The 20067-nt window shown below is 67.1% G+C and carries 21 protein-coding genes; 7 read left to right on the top strand and 14 right to left on the bottom strand.

The annotated features are described in order from the left end of the window. Nucleotides 1-231 precede the first annotated feature (231 nt). Entirely contained in the window at nt 232-2193 is a 1962-nt protein-coding gene (locus tag QGN32_RS16385; protein ID WP_326545372.1) for a flavin-containing monooxygenase, read from the top strand. On the opposite strand, the gene QGN32_RS16390 is transcribed toward QGN32_RS16385, so the two are convergent. Further along, nucleotides 2188-3006, bottom strand: coding sequence for a TIGR03621 family F420-dependent LLM class oxidoreductase (locus QGN32_RS16390; RefSeq protein WP_326545373.1), 819 nt, complete (start codon nt 3004-3006; stop codon nt 2188-2190). The genes QGN32_RS16385 and QGN32_RS16390 overlap by 6 nt on opposite strands. 194 nt (nt 3007-3200) lie before the next feature. Here QGN32_RS16390 and QGN32_RS16395 point away from each other — a divergent pair, with 194 nt between their 5' ends. After that, a complete protein-coding gene (locus tag QGN32_RS16395) occupies nt 3201-4301 on the top strand; it encodes a glutamate--cysteine ligase 2 (RefSeq protein ID WP_326545374.1) in 1101 nt (366 codons plus the stop codon). Nucleotides 4302-4383: 82 nt separating this feature from the next. Here the strand turns inward: QGN32_RS16395 and QGN32_RS16400 are convergent, their stop codons facing one another. The 9 genes from QGN32_RS16400 to QGN32_RS16440 all read right to left on the bottom strand — a co-directional run bounded on the left by QGN32_RS16400 (nt 4384) and on the right by QGN32_RS16440 (nt 12039). Next, nucleotides 4384-5106, bottom strand: a complete 723-nt coding sequence (locus tag QGN32_RS16400; RefSeq protein ID WP_326545375.1) for an anti-sigma factor — start codon at nt 5104-5106, stop codon at nt 4384-4386. Beyond that, a complete protein-coding gene (locus QGN32_RS16405) occupies nt 5103-5684 on the bottom strand; it encodes a sigma-70 family RNA polymerase sigma factor (RefSeq protein WP_326545376.1) in 582 nt (193 codons plus the stop codon). Before QGN32_RS16405 ends, QGN32_RS16400 begins: the two co-directional genes overlap by 4 nt. 2 nt (nt 5685-5686) lie before the next feature. Continuing rightward, nucleotides 5687-6454, bottom strand: coding sequence for a DUF1365 domain-containing protein (locus QGN32_RS16410; protein WP_326545377.1), 768 nt, complete (start codon nt 6452-6454; stop codon nt 5687-5689). Nucleotides 6455-6492: 38 nt separating this feature from the next. Further along, nucleotides 6493-7545: a poly-gamma-glutamate hydrolase family protein gene (locus tag QGN32_RS16415; protein ID WP_326545378.1), complete on the bottom strand. Its 1053-nt coding sequence runs from the start codon at nt 7543-7545 to the stop codon at nt 6493-6495. Further along, nucleotides 7545-8771 carry an Nramp family divalent metal transporter gene (locus QGN32_RS16420; RefSeq protein WP_326545379.1) on the bottom strand — a complete coding sequence of 409 codons (1227 nt, stop codon included), beginning with the start codon at nt 8769-8771 and terminating at the stop codon, nt 7545-7547. Before QGN32_RS16420 ends, QGN32_RS16415 begins: the two co-directional genes overlap by 1 nt. Nucleotides 8772-8874: 103 nt before the next feature. Further along, entirely contained in the window at nt 8875-9141 is a 267-nt protein-coding gene (locus QGN32_RS16425; RefSeq protein WP_326545380.1) for a hypothetical protein, read from the bottom strand. An 80-nt stretch (nt 9142-9221) separates the two neighbouring features. Continuing rightward, a complete protein-coding gene (locus QGN32_RS16430) occupies nt 9222-10013 on the bottom strand; it encodes an SDR family oxidoreductase (RefSeq protein ID WP_326545381.1) in 792 nt (263 codons plus the stop codon). A gap of 122 nt (nt 10014-10135) precedes the next feature. After that, the gene (gene ku, locus QGN32_RS16435; protein ID WP_326545382.1) at nt 10136-11098 is read right to left on the bottom strand and encodes a non-homologous end joining protein Ku; all 963 of its coding nucleotides are present in this window, start codon (nt 11096-11098) and stop codon (nt 10136-10138) included. Next, nucleotides 11098-12039, bottom strand: coding sequence for a carbohydrate kinase family protein (locus tag QGN32_RS16440; protein WP_326545383.1), 942 nt, complete (start codon nt 12037-12039; stop codon nt 11098-11100). The genes ku and QGN32_RS16440 overlap by 1 nt, the downstream gene beginning before the upstream one ends. Before the next feature lie 157 nt (nt 12040-12196). Here QGN32_RS16440 and QGN32_RS16445 point away from each other — a divergent pair, with 157 nt between their 5' ends. After that, a complete protein-coding gene (locus tag QGN32_RS16445; RefSeq protein WP_326545384.1) occupies nt 12197-13630 on the top strand; it encodes an HNH endonuclease signature motif containing protein in 1434 nt (477 codons plus the stop codon). A gap of 43 nt (nt 13631-13673) precedes the next feature. Here the strand turns inward: QGN32_RS16445 and QGN32_RS16450 are convergent, their stop codons facing one another. Further along, complete coding sequence (locus tag QGN32_RS16450; RefSeq protein ID WP_326545385.1) at nt 13674-13904, bottom strand: hypothetical protein; 231 nt, start codon at nt 13902-13904, stop codon at nt 13674-13676. A gap of 34 nt (nt 13905-13938) precedes the next feature. Here QGN32_RS16450 and QGN32_RS16455 point away from each other — a divergent pair, with 34 nt between their 5' ends. The 3 genes from QGN32_RS16455 to QGN32_RS16465 all read left to right on the top strand — a co-directional run bounded on the left by QGN32_RS16455 (nt 13939) and on the right by QGN32_RS16465 (nt 17053). Further along, on the top strand, nt 13939-16206 hold the full coding sequence (locus QGN32_RS16455; RefSeq protein WP_326545386.1) for an ATP-dependent DNA ligase: 2268 nt from the start codon (nt 13939-13941) through the stop codon (nt 16204-16206). A gap of 149 nt (nt 16207-16355) precedes the next feature. Next, entirely contained in the window at nt 16356-16619 is a 264-nt protein-coding gene (locus QGN32_RS16460; RefSeq protein WP_326545387.1) for a type II toxin-antitoxin system VapB family antitoxin, read from the top strand. Nucleotides 16620-16621: 2 nt separating this feature from the next. After that, nucleotides 16622-17053 carry a type II toxin-antitoxin system VapC family toxin gene (locus QGN32_RS16465; protein ID WP_326545388.1) on the top strand — a complete coding sequence of 144 codons (432 nt, stop codon included), beginning with the start codon at nt 16622-16624 and terminating at the stop codon, nt 17051-17053. Nucleotides 17054-17147: 94 nt separating this feature from the next. Here the strand turns inward: QGN32_RS16465 and rnhA are convergent, their stop codons facing one another. The 3 genes from rnhA to QGN32_RS16480 all read right to left on the bottom strand — a co-directional run bounded on the left by rnhA (nt 17148) and on the right by QGN32_RS16480 (nt 18810). Then, nucleotides 17148-17609 (bottom strand): ribonuclease HI, encoded by a 462-nt coding sequence (gene rnhA, locus QGN32_RS16470; protein ID WP_326545389.1) that lies wholly within the window; start codon nt 17607-17609, stop codon nt 17148-17150. Further along, nucleotides 17578-18099, bottom strand: a complete 522-nt coding sequence (locus QGN32_RS16475; protein ID WP_326545390.1) for a hypothetical protein — start codon at nt 18097-18099, stop codon at nt 17578-17580. Before QGN32_RS16475 ends, rnhA begins: the two co-directional genes overlap by 32 nt. Before the next feature lie 99 nt (nt 18100-18198). Continuing rightward, nucleotides 18199-18810, bottom strand: coding sequence for an FHA domain-containing protein (locus tag QGN32_RS16480; RefSeq protein WP_326545391.1), 612 nt, complete (start codon nt 18808-18810; stop codon nt 18199-18201). Between the two features lie 192 nt (nt 18811-19002). Here QGN32_RS16480 and QGN32_RS16485 point away from each other — a divergent pair, with 192 nt between their 5' ends. Continuing rightward, nucleotides 19003-20001: a helix-turn-helix transcriptional regulator gene (locus tag QGN32_RS16485; RefSeq protein ID WP_326545392.1), complete on the top strand. Its 999-nt coding sequence runs from the start codon at nt 19003-19005 to the stop codon at nt 19999-20001. Nucleotides 20002-20067: the final 66 nt, after the last annotated feature.

The following is a 20067-nucleotide window of genomic DNA, read 5'->3' on the forward strand; positions in this document are numbered from 1 at the left end:
ATCGCCGCCGAAGAGGGACGTCGTGCATCCCGTTCGTCCTGCGCCACGACCCGATACTCCCCGATGCGCCGCTGCCTGTCGATCCAGACTGCTACCGGTAAGGGCAGGGCCGGCCACCTGTGCCGGCTCGGCGCCCCGCCGGTCAAAGCTCACCGTCAAGCGTCCGGCGTGCAATACGCTACTTTTAGTTCCGTAATTGAGCGTGGGCCGTCGCGGTCAGGAGGACATGTCGTGCGCAGTCGCTACGCGGGCACGCCTTTCACAACGCCGACCGCCACGATTCGAGAGGCACTCGAAGACGTCAGCGTTCCGACCCTGTTGCTCAGCCTGGTGCACATCACCGGCGACACCCGCTTCATCCGCGACTACGCCCAAGCCGGGCTGTTCCTCAACGAGGTCCAGGGCTTCATGTCCGAAGACGACAAGGCCCGGGCCAGGGCCGAGGCGCTGGAGGTGATCACCGACTATCGCGACCGCGGCTGTCCCGAACCCACGCCGCTGAGCGCATCCGTCGTCAGGCAGATGATGGATTGGGCGGCATGCGAACCCGTCGGCGACGAGTACCTGCCGCTCTTGACCGAGGAACTCGATCTCGATGGCGTCGATCCGCGCAGGCCCGAAACGGTCGATCCGGATGCGGCGTCCAGGCTGCCCGTGATCGTCATCGGCTGCGGTGAGTCTGGACTGCTCGCGGCCATCCGCCTCAAACAGGCCGGCCTGCCGTTCACGGTTGTGGAGAAGAACGCCGGCCCCGGCGGAACCTGGTGGGAGAACAGCTATCCCGGGGCGCGCGTCGACGTGGCCAACCACTTCTACTGCTACAGCTTCGAACCCAGCAACGAGTGGAGCCACTACTTCGCCGAACAACCCGAGTTGCGCCGGTACTTCGTCGACGTGATGGACAAGCACGGCATCGGCGAGCACGTCCGGTGGGAGACCGAGGTGGTCTCCGCCGACTGGGACGACGCGTCGGGCACCTGGACCGTGGCGCTGCGCGCCAAGAACGGCCGGGTGTCGAGGGTCACCGCACGCGCGATCATCAGTGCGGTCGGCCAACTCAACCGGCCACACGTGCCCGACATCGAGGGCGCGGATACGTTCGCCGGTCCATCGTTTCACTCGGCTGCGTGGGATCACGGTGTCCGGGTCGCCGGGCGGCGGGTCGCGCTGGTCGGCGCAGGCGCAAGCGGATTTCAGATCGCGCCCGCGATCGCCGACGACGTCGAGCACCTCGACGTCTACCAGCGCACCGCCCAGTGGATGTTCCCGAACCCGATGTACCACAAGGAAGTCGGCAACGGGACCCGGTGGGCGATGGAGCACCTGCCGTTCTACTCCCGCTGGTACCGCTTCCTGCTGCTGTGGCCGGGCGCCGACAAGGGCCTCGACGCCGCCCGCGTCGACCCCGTCTACCCGCAGGGCGACTACGCGGTCAGCGACATCAACGCCGCCGCGCGGATGATGTTCACCGACTGGATCAGCAGCCAGGTCGACGGTGACCAAGAACTGCTCGCCAAGGTGCTGCCCGACTATCCCGCGACGGGTAAACGCACGCTGCAGGACGACGGGACCTGGCTGCAGACGCTGCGCAGGCACAACGTCGAGTTGGTCCGCACGCCCATCGAGCGCATCACGCCGACGGGCGTGGTGACCGCCGACGGTCAAGACCGGCCCGCCGATGTCATCGTGTACGCCACGGGTTTTCGCGCGACCGAGGTGCTGTGGCCGCTGCGGATCACCGGTCGCGACACCGACGGCAACCCGATCGACCTGCGCGACGTCTGGGGTGACCGGCCATACGCGTACCGCGGGATCACGGTGCCGGGCTTCCCGAACTTCTTTCTCACCTACGGCCCGGGCACGCATCTGGCGCACGGTGGCAGCCTCATCTTCAACTCCGAGTTGCAGATGCGCTACATCGGCCAGTGCCTGCACGCGCTGGCCGGGGGACTGCACTCGATCGAACCGAAGGCCGACGCCACCGAAAAGTGGCGCCGTAGGTCGCAGGAAGCGATCGCGATGACGGTGTGGGCGCACCCGTCGATCGAACATTCCTACTTCAAGAACGCCCGCGGCGAGATCCACACCGTGAGTCCGTGGAAGCTCTACGAATATCACGACGCGGTTCGCGAACCCGAGTGGTCGGATTTCGTGCTGCGGTCCGCCGACACCGCGGCCGCGCCGTCGTTATAGTTCGGCGATCACCTTGGCGAACGGTTCGGCGTGCCGCTGCTGGACCGTGATGTAGCTGATGCCGTACGTCTCGCGATAGCCGCGAAGCGTGTCGGCGATCTCCGTCGTCGACCCCGACAGCACCGCGGGGGTGGCCAGCAATTCGTCTTCGGACAGATGGGGCAGGAACCGGCGGGTGATCGACAGGTCGGGCCTGCCGGAGTCGTCGGTCGGCATGGCCGTGACGGCGATGTTGAGCTCGAGGTGGTCGAACCGGTCGCCGGCGGCTTCGCGGACGAACGCGATGCGGTCGGCCAGCGGGTCGGACGTCGCCGTGCGCGGCGCGCCGCCGGTCAACCCGATGATGTCGGCCCGCTGTGCGGCCAGTGTCAACAGCTTGTCGCCGTTGCCCGCGATCAGGATCGGCACGTCGGGGGTGTGCCGGGTCATGTGCTCGGTGACGTGGCGCAGCCAGTCCACCCGCTCGCCGGCCGACGGGAACGGGAGTTCGGCCTGTTCGAACTCCTCCTTGGCGTAGCCGGTCCCGAGACCGAGGTCGAAGCGCCCGCCGCTGAGGTCGCGCAGCGAGGTCACCTCGCGCGCCAGCAGCGCGGGCCGGTAGAACCCGGCGTTGAGCACGAAGGTGCCCACGCGCAGCCGCTCGGTCGCCATCGCCATCGCCGTCATCATCGGGAACGGAGCGGTCGTGTAGAGGTGGTCGGCGACGTGCACGATGTCGTAGCCCATGTCCTCGGCGCGGCATGCCCAGTCCTGCACTGACTTCTGACGGCGGGCGGCCTGCAGGCCGACGCCGAACCGGAACGGTTTGGTCACATCAGCGATCGTATTGCGGGGCAGGCATCCAACGACGGTCGGCGAAATGTTTGGCGCGCACACGTCGCGGGCAATACATCTGCCGCCGACTTCGAACCGCCGACGTCGCCCAGACCTGAAGGATTGTTGCCCCGATCCGGCCCGTCGTGAATCATTCCGACGGGCCGGATCAATATTTCGGCTACCCCACACTTATGGCCACGCATCCCACGATCGGCGTCGAAGAAGAGTTCCTGCTCGCCGACCCCACGAGCGGCGAACCGGTCGCGCTCAATGCGGTCGTCGCCCGCGAGTCCGCGGCCCGCGGCGTGAGGCTGCAACTCGAACTGACCACCTGTCAGGTGGAGACCACCAGCGAGGTGCTCGGCTCGACCCGCGAACTGCGTGACCAACTGTTGCGCCTCCGGCGCGTTGCCGCCGAGGCCGCACGCGCCGCCGGGGCGCAACTGCTCGCGGTCGGGCTGCCCCCGACCCTCCCGACAGACTTCCCGATCACCGACACGCCGCGGTATCGGGAGATCGGCGACAAGTTCGGCATGATCGCTCAGGAGCAGGGCATCTGCGGCTGCCACGTGCATGTGGCGGTGCCCAGCCGGGAGGCCGCGATCCGGGTCAGCAACCGGCTGCGGCCGTGGCTGCCCAGCCTGTTGGCGCTCAGTGCCAACTCCGCGATCTACCGCGAGTCCGACACCGGCTACGCCAGCTGGCGCAGTGTGCTGTGGGCGCGGTGGCCCAGCGCGGGTCCGCCGCCGCACTTCGACTCCGTCGACGAGTACGACGCCGTCGTGCAGATGCTGCAACAGGCCGGCGCGATGCTCGACGACGGCATGGTCTATTGGGACGTGCGCCCGTCGAAGGAATTCCCGACGATCGAGGTGCGCGTCGCCGACGTGCCCGCAACGGTGGCCGAGACCGTGCTGCTGGCCGCCCTGACCCGGGCCGCGGTGATGACCGCGCTGGAGGACGAGCGCCGCGGCGGGTCGACACCGCCGCTCGCGCCGCATGCGCTCAAGGCGGCGTACTGGAAATCGGCGCGCGACGGCCTCGACGGTGATGCGGTCGACCTGTTCGAAAGCCACCAGCGGGTGCCCGCGCGAGCGCTGCTGGACCGTCTCGTCGAACACGTCCGGCCGGCGCTTGAGGCGGTCGGCGACTACGACCTCGTATTCGGCGAATTGCACCGCGTCACCGAAGAGGGCAACGGCGCCATCCGGCAGCGACGGGCATGGCAGCGGCGCCGCGAGGTGAGCGATGTCGTCGCCGAAGCAGCCGAGGCGACGCTGGCGGGTACCTGAACCGCTGTTTCGCGAGAGCTACACCATGGCTGTGAATTCTTCGAAATCACGACCCTCGTGTAGCACTCGCGACACAGACCAATTAGGCGAGCGGCAACTCGGCGAACGGCGCGCTGGTCGGCTGCGCCGAACCCCCGGGCGGTTCGATCGTGAACGCGAGCTTGCGCGAGTCGCCGAGATCGGGCAGCACGGCGGTGGTGGACGGGGCGACGGCCTGCGGGTCCATCGTGCCGGCGGCATGCGGCCCGTCGCCGTCTATCAGCCACATCTGGTACACGGTTCCCGCTTGCGGCGGGGCGACGTTGTTCATCACCAGCACGCCGGCGTCCTTCTCGCGGGAGAACACCACGGTTGCGGTGCCCCCGCCCGGGATGTCGCCCGAAACGGTCCGTACATCGGGGGCGGCGAAGACCTGCTCGGCAGTCGACGGGTGGTAGGCCGGCCGCAGCGCCAGACCGACACCGAGAGCGCCCGCACCGACCACGAGCACGGCCGCGGCCGCCAGCGCGGTCTTCTGCCAACGGGAGGGGCGCGGCCGCAACTGACGCACCGGCGCCGGTCGGTCGCCACCGATTTCGGCCAGCAGGCGCGCGCGCAGGTCGGCGGGCGGTTCGGTCGCAGTGGCCGCCGAGACCACCGCCATCGCCTCCCGAACTCGCCGCACTTCGTCGGCGAAGGCCTGCGCGACGGCGGGCGGGGCGGCCGCGACGCGGCGGTCGACGTCCTCGCGTTCGGAGTCGGACATCGCGTCCAGTGCGTACGGCACCGCGAGGGCGCCGAGGTCGGAATCCATGGGCCCGGTCATGCCATCCCCAAGCACTTGCGGAGACCGCGGAGGCCGTCGCGCATCCGCGATTTGATGGTCGCGAGGTTCGCCGACAGCCGTTCGGACACCTGCGCGTAGGTCAGCCCGTCGTAGTAGGCGAGTTGAATGCACTCCCGCTGCACATCGGTCAGCGATCCCAGGCAGTCGGCCACCTGTCGCCGTTCGTCGCTTAGGATCACCGAGTCGGCCACGTGATCGGCCGGCGGGTTGACTGTGGCCGCGCCGTAGCGGTGCTCACGCTGGCTCGCCGCCTGTTCGGAACGCACCCGGTCCACGGCGCGGCGGTGCGCGAGCGTCATCAGCCACGCCAGCGGTGACCCCGCCGACGGGTCGTAGCTGCCCGCGTTGCGCCACACCTGCAGATAGATGTCCTGCGTCGTCTCCTCGCTGTACCCCGGGTCGCGCAGCACCCGGGTCACCAGCCCGAACACCCGTGAATGGGTGCGGTCATAGAAGGTGGCGAACGCCTCGACATCCTGCTGGGCCACCTGGCGAAGCAGTTCGTCGAGGTCCGTGGTCACCAGCGGTAGCCTAGCCACCGGCGTCAGCACCGTCATGGTTATCGCGATCTGGCCGCATGGGTGACCAAAGCCTGTGCCGGAGCACAGGTTTGACCGACCGGGTCAGCAGGCTTTGCGACGGGAACGCGCCGCAGCCACAGCGTACAGTGTTGGACTCGGTACTCCAGCGCGGTCATCAACGGTGCCAGCGGCGCCACCGCCTGCATCCGCAACAACTCGACGATGCCAGCGCGCCTGCGTGTTCCTCGCATCCTCGCAACGAACGCCGGCCCGGCGCTGCGGTGCAGGGATACCGTCACGTCCACCTCGGCGTCGGGGTGCGGGGCGCGCACCAGGTAGTAGCCGTCGACGCCGTTGAACGGCGACACCCGCAGCTTCTTCGGCGTCATCGACATCCCGTCCGGACCCGGCGGCAGCAGGTACGCATGCCGCTTACCGCGGTGGTTGTGCATCTCCATCACGATGTGGCGCAGCACGCCGTCGGCGTCATGGCACCAGTACAGCGTCATCGGGTTGAAGACGTAGCCCAACACCCGAGCCTGCAGCAGCGCGGTGACCCGGCCGCCGTTCAGGTCGACGCCGCGGTCCCACAGGAACGCATCGATGCGCTGTCGCAACGAGTCGCCCGGCGAGCCGGCGAGGTGGTCGCGGGCGTCGAACCGGGCGAAGGGGCGCAGCCACCACGGAATGCTGGGGACTCGGTCGACGTCGATGAGCCAGCTGTAGCCGTGATGCTCGAAATGGTGGTACACCGGCGCGCGCCGCAGGTGCGCGGTCCGGGTCCGGTACAGGTACGAGCCGTCCACATAAGGTATTCGGGGCCGCGCGCCGGCCGGATGGGTGCTCAGAGTTCCCAGGAATGCGCGGCGGCGACGAGCCCCCGGACCAACGCCGATGTCGCCGGCGTCAGGCCGTCGTCGCCGGGTAGCTGGCTGCGAGGGCTGATGCCGCGCACCCGCGGCGTCAGCTCCAATTGCGCACCGCCGCCGCGGACACGGTTGACCGGGTTGTCGGGGTGCAGTCCACGTAGTTCGCGAGGTATCGCGTCGAGATCGGTGATCACTTGGTAGCCAGGCACTTCCACACGACGAGCGAGGTGCTCGGCGAGTGCGCGGTTGCGGCCACCCGCCAGCAACTGTGTGCTGCGGCCGATGCGGCCGTACCCGTGCAGGGACACCGCGACGTCGACGTGGTCGAGGAACTCCGCGAGCCGTTCGGAATCCTGCGCGCGGTACCGCGCCGAGGGCAGATGGTGCGGGTAATGGTCGGGATGGCGCAGCACATACAGCGAGGCGCCCGCGGCGTCGGCGGCGCGTTCGGCGATCACGTCGGTCATCTGCTCCAGTCCGCCGCCGTGAATGGCCAGGAAGCCGAACCGGGACCGAAGGATGCGGTCCTCGGTGACTCCGGGCTGCGCCAGCAGTTCCGAAAGAGACTGTGGGGCCGAAAGATTGGAGTGGTGGGTCCGGCCGGGCCAATGCGCCGGATCCCATCGGCCGAGGAAGTCGACCCAGCCCTGCGGCAGGCCGTGGTGCAGCGCGCCGTCGATGATGCGCTCAAGGTATCCCGGTCGCGGCGGACCGGGCTCGACGCGATGGTCGATGTACACCCAGGCGTCCGCGGGCCCGTCGTCGGTGTGCACCGTGAGCCGGTCGCGGCGGTAGCGGACCGGGACGCCTTCGGCGCTGTCCAGCACCGCCAAGTCGCGATCGTTGAGTTGCCACACCACTCCGTACACTTCGGAGCCGTCGAACGGGTCGACGGTGGCAACGCCCCGCTCGTTGATCAGCCAGTCGTGGCCGGCCAGCCTCGCCGGCCGGGGGTTCGCCGCATCGGGACACCGCAACGCCATCTGCACGACGTTGAGGTTCGACCCGTAGGCGAAGTATGTGTGCATCAACCCGTCAGCGTCAGATAGATCAGCACCACGTTCAAGAGACTAATCACGCCGGCGATGCCCCAGCCGAGAGCCGTCGTCACCCCGTGGTTGGTGTCGTCACCCATCAGCGTCCGGTCGCTGGTCAGCCGCACCAGCGGAATGAGCGCGAACGGGATCCCGAACGACAGCACCACCTGCGACAACACCAGCGCGCGGCTGGGATCGACGCCCACCGCGAGGATCACCAGCGCGGGCAGCAGCGTGATGAGGCGGCGCAACACCAGCGGAATGGCGCGGTGCAGCAGGCCCTGCATGATCATCGCGCCCGCGTAGGCGCCGACCGACGACGACGCCAGCCCCGAGGCCAGCAGGCCGATCGCGAACAGCAACGCGATCGTCGGGCCGAGGGCCGCACCGACCGCGGCGTGCGCGCCCTCGATCGAGTCGGTGTTCTCCTGCCCCTGCAGGTTGGTCGCGGCGACCAGCACCATCGACAGGTTGACCGCACCCGCGATCACCATCGCGATGCCGACATCCCATCGGGTGATTCGCAACAGCATCCGTCGCCTCGGGCCGGGGCCCGGATGGCCGTGTCGGTCCCGCGCCAGGCCCGAGTGCAGATACACCGCGTGCGGCATCACGGTGGCGCCCAGCATGGCCGCCGCGATCAGCACGCTCTCGGCGCCGGCGAATTTCGGTACCAGACCGGCAGCCGCCTCGCCGAGCGGCGGGGGAGCGACGAACAGGCTGGCGAGAAATCCGACCGCGATGATCGACAGCAGGCCGGTGATGACGCGTTCGAACGAACTCTGGCCGTGGCGGTCCTTGACCAACAGCAACAGCAGCGAGACGGCACCGGTGATGATGCCGCCGGTGAGCAGGGGCAGGTCGAACAGCAGGTACAGCGCGATCGCGCCGCCCACGACCTCGGCGAGATCGGTTGCCATCGCGACCATTTCGGCTTGCAGCCAATAGGTCAGCCGGGTGCGGCGGCGCATCCGGTTACCCACCGCTTCGGGCAGCGACATCCCGGTCACCAGGCCGAGCTTGGCCGATAGGTACTGCACGATGCAGGCCATCGCGTTGGCCGCGACGATGACCCAGACCAGCAGGAAGCCGAACTGTGCGCCGGCACTGACGTTGGCGGCGACGTTGCCGGGGTCGACGTAGGCGATGGCCGCCACGAACGCCGGGCCGAGCAGCACCCAGCTCGGCCGCAGCTTGACCTCGCTGCGCTGGTCCACGCGCCTCACTTTCTATCCGGAGTAGCGAATAGAAAAGTTAGGTTAGGCGAAACCTGTCGAGCGCGGGAGCGCGGGTGCTATCTGTGCCGGCCGCCGAGCCCGATCACGGGAAGAAGAAGCCGTCGCCTTCCCACATGCTTCCCCATGGACCGACGTACTCCTGTTGGGCGGGGGTGGCGTCGATCGAGACGTTGCCCGGTGTCACGCATTCGGTGGTGGAACCGCCGATGGCCTGTGCGCCGCCGGTGTCGACACACTGCGGCAGCGTTGGATCGGGAGCCGGTTCGGCGCCGGCCGGCGGTGCCGCGAGGGCCGCGGCGATGCCGCCGGCTGCGATGACCGGGGCGAGATAACGAAGTGTGGTCCGCATAGGCATGTCCTCAGTCTGGTCTACCCCCGGCCTCGGCGCACAGCGTACAAGCCTTTCGGCGCCGGCCGACGGATGTCCTGTCATAGATCCGGGATGGGCATGTCCAGATTCGGGACCGTCAAGCCACCGTCGACCTCCAGCGTCTTGCCGGTGAGGTAGCTGCCGGCGGGCGAGGCGAGGTACACCGCGGCCGCGGCGATGTCGTGCGGCTCGCCCAACCGGCGCAGCGGGGTGGCCTCTTCCATCGGCTTACGCAGTTCGTCGTTGGAGGCCACGATGTCGAGCGCCGACGTCAGGATCGACCCCGGCGCGATGGCGTTGACCCGGATACGCGGGCACAAATCGAGCGCGGCGAGCCGGGTGTAGTGGGCGAGCGCCGCCTTGGCCGTGCCGTAGGCGGCGAATCCGCGACCGGCCAACCGGCCCATGGTGGAGGTGATGTTGATGATGCTGCCGCCGCCGGAGTGCTCGAGCATCAGCGGGACGGCGGCGGTGGTGAGCGCGTGCGCGGTGGTGACGTTGAAGGTGAACGCGTCGCGCAGATCCTTGGTGGACGTGTTGAGTAGCGCGTTCGGCATGGTGCCGCCGACGTTGTTGACGACGATGTCCAGTTTCCCGAACGCCTCGATCGCGGTCTCGGCCAGCGTCGCGGTGTCCTCGGGATGCGCGAGGTCGGCCGCCACGACGTGCGCCCTGCGGCCGACGCCCTTTATCTGGCCGGCCACCTCCTCGAGTTGCGACTGCGTGCGCGACGCGATCACCACGTCCGCACCGGCTTCCGCGAATGCGAGCGCCATCGCTGCACCCAGGCCGCGGCCCGCGCCGGTGACCACTGCCACTTGATCGTCCAGTCGGAATCTGTCCAGAATCACGTTTCGGAGTCCTTTCCTCGCGGGCGAACCGTAACAGGGCACGGCAACTGCGCCGATTTCTGCAAGGGGGTCGCTGGCCGCGTCGTTTCACAGCCCTACCGCAGATCTCGGCGCCAGAAGCGCTACTTCTTCGATGCCGCCTTCTTCGCCAGCGCCTTCTTAGCCGCCTTCTTGGCCGGCGGCTTCTTAGCGGGCGTTTTCTTGGCGGTGCTGTTTTTCGCCGACGCCTTCTTCGCGGCTGCCTTCGCGGCGGGCTTGTCCCCGTCGTCGGAACTGCGCGAGCCACCGCGGCCCTCGCGCCGCGCCTTCACGCTGGCCTCGAGCTTGGCCAACAGGTCGGAGACGTCCTCGGTCTCGTCGAGTTCCTGCGGCTGGTCCTCGGTGGTAAAGGCTTCGCCGCCTTCGAGTTTGGCTTGGATCAGCTCGTGCAGTTGCTGCTGATAGTCGTCGTGATAGCGGTCGGGATTGAAGTCGTCGGTCATCGAATCGACAACCTGGGTGGCCATTTTCAGCTCGGCCGGCCTGATGTCGACTTCCTTGTCCAGCACCGGGAAATCGGGATCGCGAATCTCGTCGGGCCATAACAGCGTCTGGATCACCATGACGTCGCGCTTGCTGAAGTCCTGAACCCGAAGCGCCGCGAGGCGGGTCTTGTTGCGCAGCGCGAAGTGGACGATCGCGACCCGGTCGGTCTCCTTGAGCGTCTTGGTCAGCAGCACATACGACTTCGACGACTTGCCCTCGGGCTCTAAGAAATAGCTGCGGTCATACATCATCGGGTCGATGTCGCCGGCCGGAACGAACTCCAGTACCTCGATCTCTCGACTGCGCTCCTCCGGAAGCGTCGAGATGTCCTCGTCGGTGATGATCACCGTCTGTCCGTCGTCGGATTCGTATGCCCTCGCGATGTCGCGGTACTCGACTTCCTCGCCGTCGATCTCGCAGACGCGCTTGTACCGGATGCGTCCGTTGTCCTTCGCATGCACCTGGTGGAACTTGACGTCGTGGTCCTGGGTCGCGCTGTAGACCTTGACCGGGACGTTCACCAGGCCGAACGCGATAGAGCCTTTCCATATGGAACGCATCAACCCAGTATGGCTGATTTCAGCGCGGCATCGCGGGTGGCGCGATCGGGCAGGTCGGCGCCGGCGCGGGAAACGGTCAACGCCGACGACATCGCGGCGGCGCGCACCACGGTCGTCAGCGCCTCGGTGCCGATCCGCGCCAGGTCACGTCGCCGCTCGGCACCCAGCAACCCCAGCGTCCACAGTGCGTCGATCAGTCCCGCCATGAACGCGTCGCCGGCACCCACCGTGTCGACGACGTCGACCTCGAACGCCGGCACGCGCACCAGGCCCTCCGCACACACCGCGAACGACCCGCGCCCGCCCATCGTCACCGCGACGACGGATGGGCCCAGCGTCAGCCATGTCTGCGCGATCTGCTCGGGGGACCGACCGGGATCGAGCCAGCGCATGTCCTCATCGCTCGCCTTGACCACGTCGCACCGCTCGATGAGCCGATCGATGCGACCACGTGCGGCCCGAGCATCTTGAGAGGCATCCTCGATCAGCGCCGGCCGCAGATTCGGGTCGAACGTGACGGTCGCGGAGAGATGGTAGGTGTCGACCAGCGCGGCGGTGGCGCGGCAGCCGGGTTCCAGCACCGCTGCGATCGACCCGGTGTGCACGACGAGAGGCGGCCCCACCTCCGGTGTGCCCGTCAGCTGCCATTCGATGTCGAACTCGTACTGGGCCGAGCCACGCTCGTCGATAGTGGCCAACGCGGTCGAGGTGTGGTCCGCGTTCGCACTTCCCGTAACAAGTTGTGCGCCAGAACTTTCGACATAGTCGGCGATGCGCTGCCCGCGCCCGTCGTCGCCGATGTGGGTGAGGAAGTCGACGGTGCGGCCCAGGCGGGCCAGCCCAACCGCGACGTTGAGCGGGCTGCCGCCGACGTGCTCTGCGGTCGAGCCGGCGCGCTCGACGATGTCGATCAACGCCTCACCGATCACCAGGGCCCTCATCGCATGTCCTCCCGGAGCATCGTCGCGACTGAACAGACTGTGTGACAACACTTTACGGCTCTTCTCTGAAGCGATTTTACAGCTCCGCCCTAAAGCTCTCAGAGATTCTTCAGGGCTAGGCCATGGCATTCTTAACATTCGAACATACGTTCGAGTCATGACTTCCGGAGCGGTGCAAACGGCGGTCGCCGCGCTGCGTTCAGCGTTCGACGAACTGGCCGCACTGCCTATCGACACACTCGCCACGACGGAATTGGTCGGCGTGCTCGACGAACTCGAAACCCTCACCTGCCAGATGCCCAGCCAGAGCCACCGCATGCTGGCGCGCTTGCAGACCGAGACCAGCGCCACCCAGATGGGCGCCAAGACCTGGCGCGACTTTCTGTCGGTCCGGTGGCGCATCTCGCCCACCGAGGCCAACCGCCGGCTCGACGAGGCGAGCCTGTTGGCGCCCCGGCGCACACTGACCGGAGAACCACTCGAGCCGGTGTTGCCGGCCACAGCGCTCGTTGAGGCGAATGGATTGATCAATCGCGAACACGTCAAGGTCGTGCGCGAGGCAATGGGCCGCATCCCGCCTTCGGTAGATTCCCTCACCCGCGCTCAGATCGAAGTGGACCTGGCTCGCACCGCTGTCGGCGTGGGACCAAAGGAATTGAGGGACAACGCCGATCGCATTTTATTCCTGCTCGATCAGGACGGCCCCGAACCCGACGAAAGGGAGCGTGCAAGGCGTCGCGGTTTCACGAAGGGGCCCCAGGGGTCCGACAAGATGATCCCGTTCAAAGGCAATCTGACTCCCGAAGCATGGGCGATATACGAGGCGATTTTCGCGAAGTGGGCGGCGCCGGGCATGTGCAACCCTGACGACGAAAATCCTTGCGTCTCCGGCTCGCCGTCACAGGCGCAGATCGACCAAGACCACCGTAACCTGGCGCAGCGCCAGCACGACGCATTGGTCGCGGTCGGACGCAGTGTGCTGGAAAGCGGGGAGTTGGGTCAGCACAACGGGTTACCGACCTCGATCGTCATCCGCACCACACTGCAGGACCTAGAGAGCCGGGCCGGCGTTGGAGTCTCCGGTGGCGGCACCGTCATTCCCATCGCCGACGTCATCCGCATGGCCGCCCATGCCAACCACTACCTGGCGGTGTTCGACAAGGCCACCGGGTCGGCCCTGGACTTGTTTCGCGCCCGCCGCGTGGCCTCGCCGGCCCAGCGGATCATGCTCATCGCTCGCGACGGCGGTTGCACCAAGCCGGGCTGCACGGTGCCCGCCTACGGGTGCCAAGTCCATCACGCGGAACGCGACTGGGCCGACGATGGACAAACCAACGTCGACGAACTCGGCTTGGCGTGCGGGCCCGACAACCGCATGGTCGGTTCCGACGGCTGGGGCACCCGGGTCAACGGCGACAACGATGTCGAGTGGATACCGCCGCCGCACCTCGACACCGGGCAAGCGCGCGTCAACGAGTTCCACCGGCCGGAACGGCTACACCGTCGACTGGACGCAGACACCGAAGTCCCGGAAGCCGACGGTGGCAACCAGGCTGACGAGCCGCACGGGCCAGAACCCAACGCGGCATGATGCCGCCACCGTGCCGCCGTGCGCGACCGGTCGGGCGCGCCGATCAACCGCCGCTGACGACTGACGGGTTCGAAGGGTCCAAGCCGCTCGACAGGCCGGGGTCCAATCCCGATCCGTGGGTGTACTCCTGATGGGCCATCGGTCGGCAGTTGTCGTCCATCGGCGTCTGGTCGCCCGAGCAGTAGGGCACGAGATCCTGCGGATCGGCCGCCGCGTGCGGCGCCGCCAGCAGAGTCGCCGCCGCGACCAGCGACGCCGCGAAGATTCTCGTCACAGATCCAACGTAGCAGCGGGTATACGTTCACACTGTGGATCGATTCGGGCGGGTGAAGCTGACGAACCCGGACAAGGTGCTGTACCCCGCGACGGGTACCACCAAGGCGCAGGTGTTCGACTACTACGTCTGCATCGCCGAGGCGATGGTCCCGCATATCGCCGGTCGCGCAGTCACCCGCAAACGGTGGCCCAACGGCGTCGGGGAGCCGTCGTTCTTCGAGAAGCAACTCGCCTCGTCGGCGCCGGACTGGCTGGACCGCGCGTCGGTCACGCACCGGTCCGGGACGACGACGTACCCGCTGATCGACACCGCCGAGGGGTTGGCGTGGATCGCGCAGCAGGCGTCGCTCGAAGTGCATGTGCCGCAATGGCGGTTCGTGGACGGAGAGCCGGGGCCGGCCACCCGCATCGTGTTCGACCTCGACCCCGGCGAGGGAGTGTCGTTTCGGCAACTCTGCGAGGTCGCTCACGAGGTGCGGGATCTCATCAGCGACATCGGGCTGACCACCTATCCGCTCACCAGCGGCAGCAAGGGGCTGCACCTCTATGTGCCACTGGAGGAGCCGATCAGTTCCCAGGGTGCGTCCGTGCTGGCGCGACGGGTCGCGCAGCAACTCGAGAAGACCATGCCCAAGCGAGTGACCGCGACGATGACCAAGAGCCTGCGCGCCGGCAAGGTCTTCGTCGACTGGAGTCAGAACAACGCCGCCAAGACGACCATCGCGCCGTATTCGCTTCGGGGACGCGAGCATCCGACCGTCGCCGCGCCGTGTACCTGGGACGAGATCGGGGATCCGAAGCTCGGGCACCTGCGCTTCGACGAGGTGCTCGAGCGGGTGCAGGAGATGGGCGACCTGCTGGCGCCGCTCGACGAGGCGGCGCCGGTGCCCGATCGGCTGACCACCTACCGCAGCATGCGCGACGCATCGAAAACCCCCGAGCCGGTACCGAACAGGCCGCCGAAAACCGGCAACAATGACAAGTTCGTCATCCAGGAGCACCACGCCCGCCGGCTGCACTACGACCTGCGGCTGGAACGTGACGGCGTGCTCGTGAGTTGGGCCGTTCCGAAGAACCTGCCCGACACGCCGTCGGTGAACCACCTGGCCGTACACACCGAGGACCATCCGCTGGAGTATCTGACCTTCCACGGCGAAATCCCCCAAGGCGAGTACGGCGGCGGCCAGATGATCATCTGGGACACCGGCACCTACGAGGCCGAGAAGTTCAACGACGTCCCCCCCGACAGTCCCAAAGGGGGCGGCGGCGAGGTCATCATCAACCTGCGGGGCGACAAGGTCGACGGTCGCTACGCGCTGATCCAGACCGACGGCAAGAACTGGCTCGCGCACCGGATGAAGGACCAGAAGCGCCCGCATGCGGGTGATCTCGCGCCGATGCTGTCGAAGGACGGTTCGGTCGCGAGGCTCAAGGCCGGCCAGTGGGCGTTCGAAGGCAAGTGGGACGGCTACCGCGTGATCGTCGACGCGGACCGGGGCAGGCTCACCGTCCGCTCCCGGCGCGGCCGCGACATCACGGGCGAGTTCCCCCAATTCGAGGCATTGGCAGCAGATCTCGCAGACCACCACGTGATCCTCGACGGCGAAGCGGTCGCGCTCGACGAGTCCGGGGTACCGAGCTTCTCCGAGATGCAGAACCGGGCCCGTTCCACCCGGGTTGAGTTCTGGGCGTTCGACATCCTCTATCTCGACGGCAGATCGTTGTTGCGCGCCAAGCACTCCGATCGCCGCAGGATACTTGAAGCACTGGCCGAGGGCGGCGGGTTGATCGTCCCAGACCAGTTGCCCGGCGACGGTCCGGAGGCGCTCGAACATGCCCGCGAGAAGGGATGGGAGGGCGTGGTCGCGAAGAAGCGCGACTCGACATACCAACCGGGCCGGCGGTCGTCGTCGTGGATCAAGGACAAGCTCTGGAACACCCAGGAAGTCGTGATCGGCGGCTGGCGGCAGGGGGAGGGCGGACGGTCGAGCGGGATCGGCTCACTGGTGCTCGGTATTCCGGCCGAGAGTGGGCTCCAGTTCGTCGGCCGCGTCGGCACCGGGTTCACCGACAAGGCCCTCGCCGAGCTCAGGAAAACCCTGAAACCGCTTGAAACCGACGAGAACCCGTTCAACGACCGGCTGACCCGCCAGGACGCAAAGGGTGTCACGTTCGTCCGGCCCGAGCTTGTCGGCGAGGTACGCTACAGCGAACGAACCTCCGATAACCGTCTGCGCCAACCCAGTTGGCGCGGTCTGCGGCCGGACAAGGAACCCGGGGAGGTCAAATGGGAAGAGTAAGGTCCGAAATACGCTCTGGCGCATGATATTTGAGTCGGATCGTGAGAAGTGTCTGCAGCACTGGACGCTGATTGTTGCATCTATTGCAACGGTGCGGAGCGCCGCATGACACCCTGTACCAGGTACCTTAACGGTGGTACGATGTACCGATGGCTTTCAATGTGAAAGATGAAGAGGTCATCGAGCTGGCTGATGAGTTGATGCACCGACTCCACCTGTCCAGCCGCATAGATGCGATCCGGCATGCGCTCAAAGCTCAGATCGAGGTCACCCAGGCTCGTAGCGGCGGTCGCGCGGATGATCTGCTGGACGTCCTGACGAACGAGATTTGGCCGCTCATGGCGGATGGCTCGCCTATTTCCAAAGCTGAGCGTGAGCAGATTCTGGGGCTTGATCCTCAGACCGGGGTGTAGTTGTGATCGTCGATACCAGTGCCATTATCGCCGTACTGCAGCGCGAAGACCCGCATGTCGAACAGGTGTTGGCTGCGCTTGCAGCCGATCGCGGTCCTGCCATTGCTGCGCCCAGCGTTGTCGAGTGCCTGATCGTCCTCAGCAGTCGCCACGGTCCCGTCGCCCGCACGGCTTTCGATCGACTGAAGAGCGAGATCAATTTGACCGTCCTGGATTTCACTGCGGACCACGCCCTCGCAGCGCACCGTGCCTACCTTCAGTACGGCAAGGGACGCCACCCCGCGGCGCTCAACTTCGGCGACACGATGACCTACGCCGCTGCGAAGCTTTCGCACGAGCCGCTGATCGCGGTAGGGAATGACTTCGCGCAAACGGACCTCGAGTTCGACGGCGTGATCGGCTATTGGCCGCACCCAGCTACCGATCAGCGCTGACATCGGTCTGCGGAATACCGTACATTTCGAATACTGCACCTCCGCCAGTTAAATGGGAGTGAAGCGACGCGAAAGGGTCGGCATCGCGCGGCTCTCAGCGGCGGGCAATGACTTCGGACAGCGCTTCCTGCATGCCCCGGGTAGCCAACTGGTCGGCCAACTCGTTGTCGGCGATCCCCGAATGCCCCTTGACCCAGAACCACTCGACCTCGTGCCGCGAGCACGCCATCCGGAGCCGCTGCCAGAGGTCGACATTCTTCACCGGCTGCTTCGCGGCGGTCAGCCAGCCGTTGCGTTCCCAGCCGAGCACCCACTTGGTGATGCCGTTACGGACATAGGTGCTGTCGGTGTAGAGGTGCACCACCACAGGCCTGGTGAGCACCTCCAACGCCATGATCGGTGCGGTCAGCTCCATCCGGTTGTTGCTCGTATCGGATTCGCCGCCGCACATCTCGCGGACGTGCTGACGATGACGCAGCACCGCGCCCCAACCGCCGGGGCCCGGATTGGGTCGACACCCGCCGTCAGTGTGGATGATTACGACGCCCTCGGTCACCCGCCGAGGATAAGCACCGCGTCGAACTGGTCGGGTCAGCGACGCGCCGAATCATGGCCGTCCGCACCGACATCCCGAATCCCTGATGCCGCAGCGTGGTGATCCGGCGTCCGGGCTGCACCGCGTCCTTGACCGGGGCGGTGCGGCCGCCGAAGAACGCAGCGGTGGCGTCGATATCGGCGACGACGTACGTGATCCCCCACAGCGTCGACGGTCCGTCGCTCGCGGTGCCGGGTGAACCGACGACCTCGACGATCACCTCGCCGAACCGGAAGAAGATCTGGCGGATCGGCCGACCGCCGAGTTCGCCGGCGCGTTCCCGGCGTGGCCGGACACCGACGGCGGCGAACGATTCCACCGTCCGGTCCGGGGCGGGCGACAGGAGCACGACGTGGTCGATCGCGGTGACACCGGACTCGACCTCAAACCCTGCACGTGTCCAGGCGTCCAGCGGATCGGCGACCTCGATCTGGTCGACGGCGACGGTCATGGCCACCTTTCGTCCAGCGGCAACCCAGCAACCGCTTGCGATGCTTTCCGAACATACGGACGCTCGCCGGAACTGTGCTCTTGCTCGAGGCCGTCGACTTCACGTAGCGCGCAGTTGGGCGAGGGTGACGGCGCCGCGCCGCAACGCCTCGTTGGCCAGCCGGACCCGGCGATCGCCCTCGGCGGGGATCGCGAACTTGTCGTAGAGGTTCTGCAGATGCTGTTTGACCGCGGCCTCGGTGACGTACAGGTCGCCGGCCATCCGCCGCACCGACGCGGGTTCGGGGAACGGGTCCTCGGATACCAACGGCCGGCACAGCACGATGAGCACGTCGAGTTCGCGGCGGGTGAGCCGCGGCGGGGCCTCAGCCGCCTGGGCGGTCACGGTTTCCTCGTCGAGCCTGCCGTCCCCGCTGTCCCTCACGTCCCAAAAGATCACCCGCGACTTGCCGAGCCGCACCTCGTCGCCGGACCGCAGCACCCGTTCCGCGGAGATCCGCTCGCCGTTGAGATAGGTGCCGTTGCGGCTCCCCAGATCCCTAATCGACCAGGCGAATCCGAGGTTCTCGAGGACCGCGTGCAACCGCGAGACGGTCTCGTCGTGTTCGAGCGACACCGCATTGGTCGAGGCCTTACCGAGAGTCACCCGCTGACCGGTCAGCGGGACCATTTCGCGCCCCGAGGGCTTCGAGACTTCCAGGTGGGAAGACATGAAACCTCCTATCGGTGCCAATTCTGACCTAGATTTCACGGCGCGTGGGAAAGGTTCTCCATCTGCCGGGGAAGGAACAAAAACAGATGCGCTGGAAAGTGGCTTGGATTTCGTTTGCCGACCATTCGACCGGGTAGGCTCAACGCCAATGGGGCTGAGACGACAGCCTCACCCTCGCGTCACTCTCCCGAGGTGAGACCGATCAACAGCGCCTATGAAGCGCATCGGCTGGAACGCACAAAGGTCGATATCAGCGATCCCGCCGACGCCGACGAGTTCCTGGAAGACGCCTACGGCGTGAAGTTGCGGCTGTCGCGCAAGTCGTCGGCGCGTCTCGAGGGGTCGCTGCTCACACATGCCCGCGCGACCGTCGGTCCGCTGACGCTCGACGAGGTGTTTGTCGCGGGCCATGTCGAGGCCCGGCCCGATCCGCCGAACAAAGTCGTGGCGGTGTGGCCCACCGCCGGCCGAGTGGACAGTGCGTGCGACGGCATATGGTCCGAGGTGGCTGCCGGGGACGTGGCGATTTTGACGCAACCGCACCTGCCGTTCCGGGTGTCTTCGGACGACGCGCGCCTGACGGCGGTTCTCCTCGATCCCGCAATGGTGGCGGGCGTGGCCACCGGTCTTCCCAGAGGGCAGGCCCCGCTGCCGGTTCGCTTCACCAGCTTCTCGCCTGTCGACGCCGCCGCGGTTCAGATGTGGAAGCAGGCGGTCCGCTACGTCGGGAACACCGTGCTGTCGGACGACGTGCTTGCCACGCCGTTGGTCGTCGGGCATGCCAGTCGGTTGTTGGCGGCGGTGACGCTGGCGACCTTCCCGAACACGGCGACGGCAAGTCCCAGTCCGCACGATCGCACCGATCACAAACCGGTGCTGCTGCGCCGCGCGATGGAGTTCATGGACGCGAACGCCGCCAACGACATCGCGCTGGCCGACATCGCCGAGGCCGTCCACGTCACGCCACGAGCAGTGCAGTATATGTTCCGGCAGCATCTGGACACGACCCCGCTGCAATATCTGCGTCGGCTTCGGTTGCACTACGCGCATCAACAATTGATGGCCGCCGACCGAAGCAGCGACACCGTCACCGAGATCGCCGCACGGTGGGGGTTTGCCCACACCGGCCGGTTCGCGGTGCTGTACCGCCAGACCTACGGGCAGAGCCCACACACGACTTTGCGCGGGTAGTCCCCAGCGGGGCCGCACTCGCGCGGGGCCGCGTAAATTCAGTCCGAAGGATTCGAATCGGCCGGA

Origin of the sequence: Mycolicibacterium sp. ND9-15 (assembly GCF_035918395.1) — a bacterium.
Classification (GTDB): domain Bacteria; phylum Actinomycetota; class Actinomycetes; order Mycobacteriales; family Mycobacteriaceae; genus Mycobacterium.

Coding starts and splice junctions, on each gene's coding strand:
- QGN32_RS16395 (WP_326545374.1), top strand. CDS start 3,201: ATGGCCACGCATCCCACGATCGGCGTCGAAGAAGAGTTCCTGCTCGCC.
- QGN32_RS16400 (WP_326545375.1), bottom strand. CDS start 5,106: ATGACCGGGCCCATGGATTCCGACCTCGGCGCCCTCGCGGTGCCGTAC.
- QGN32_RS16405 (WP_326545376.1), bottom strand. CDS start 5,684: ATGACGGTGCTGACGCCGGTGGCTAGGCTACCGCTGGTGACCACGGAC.
- QGN32_RS16415 (WP_326545378.1), bottom strand. CDS start 7,545: ATGCACACATACTTCGCCTACGGGTCGAACCTCAACGTCGTGCAGATG.
- QGN32_RS16425 (WP_326545380.1), bottom strand. CDS start 9,141: ATGCGGACCACACTTCGTTATCTCGCCCCGGTCATCGCAGCCGGCGGC.
- ku (WP_326545382.1), bottom strand. CDS start 11,098: ATGCGTTCCATATGGAAAGGCTCTATCGCGTTCGGCCTGGTGAACGTC.
- QGN32_RS16440 (WP_326545383.1), bottom strand. CDS start 12,039: ATGAGGGCCCTGGTGATCGGTGAGGCGTTGATCGACATCGTCGAGCGC.
- QGN32_RS16445 (WP_326545384.1), top strand. CDS start 12,197: ATGACTTCCGGAGCGGTGCAAACGGCGGTCGCCGCGCTGCGTTCAGCG.
- QGN32_RS16460 (WP_326545387.1), top strand. CDS start 16,356: ATGGCTTTCAATGTGAAAGATGAAGAGGTCATCGAGCTGGCTGATGAG.
- QGN32_RS16475 (WP_326545390.1), bottom strand. CDS start 18,099: ATGACCGTCGCCGTCGACCAGATCGAGGTCGCCGATCCGCTGGACGCC.
- QGN32_RS16480 (WP_326545391.1), bottom strand. CDS start 18,810: ATGTCTTCCCACCTGGAAGTCTCGAAGCCCTCGGGGCGCGAAATGGTC.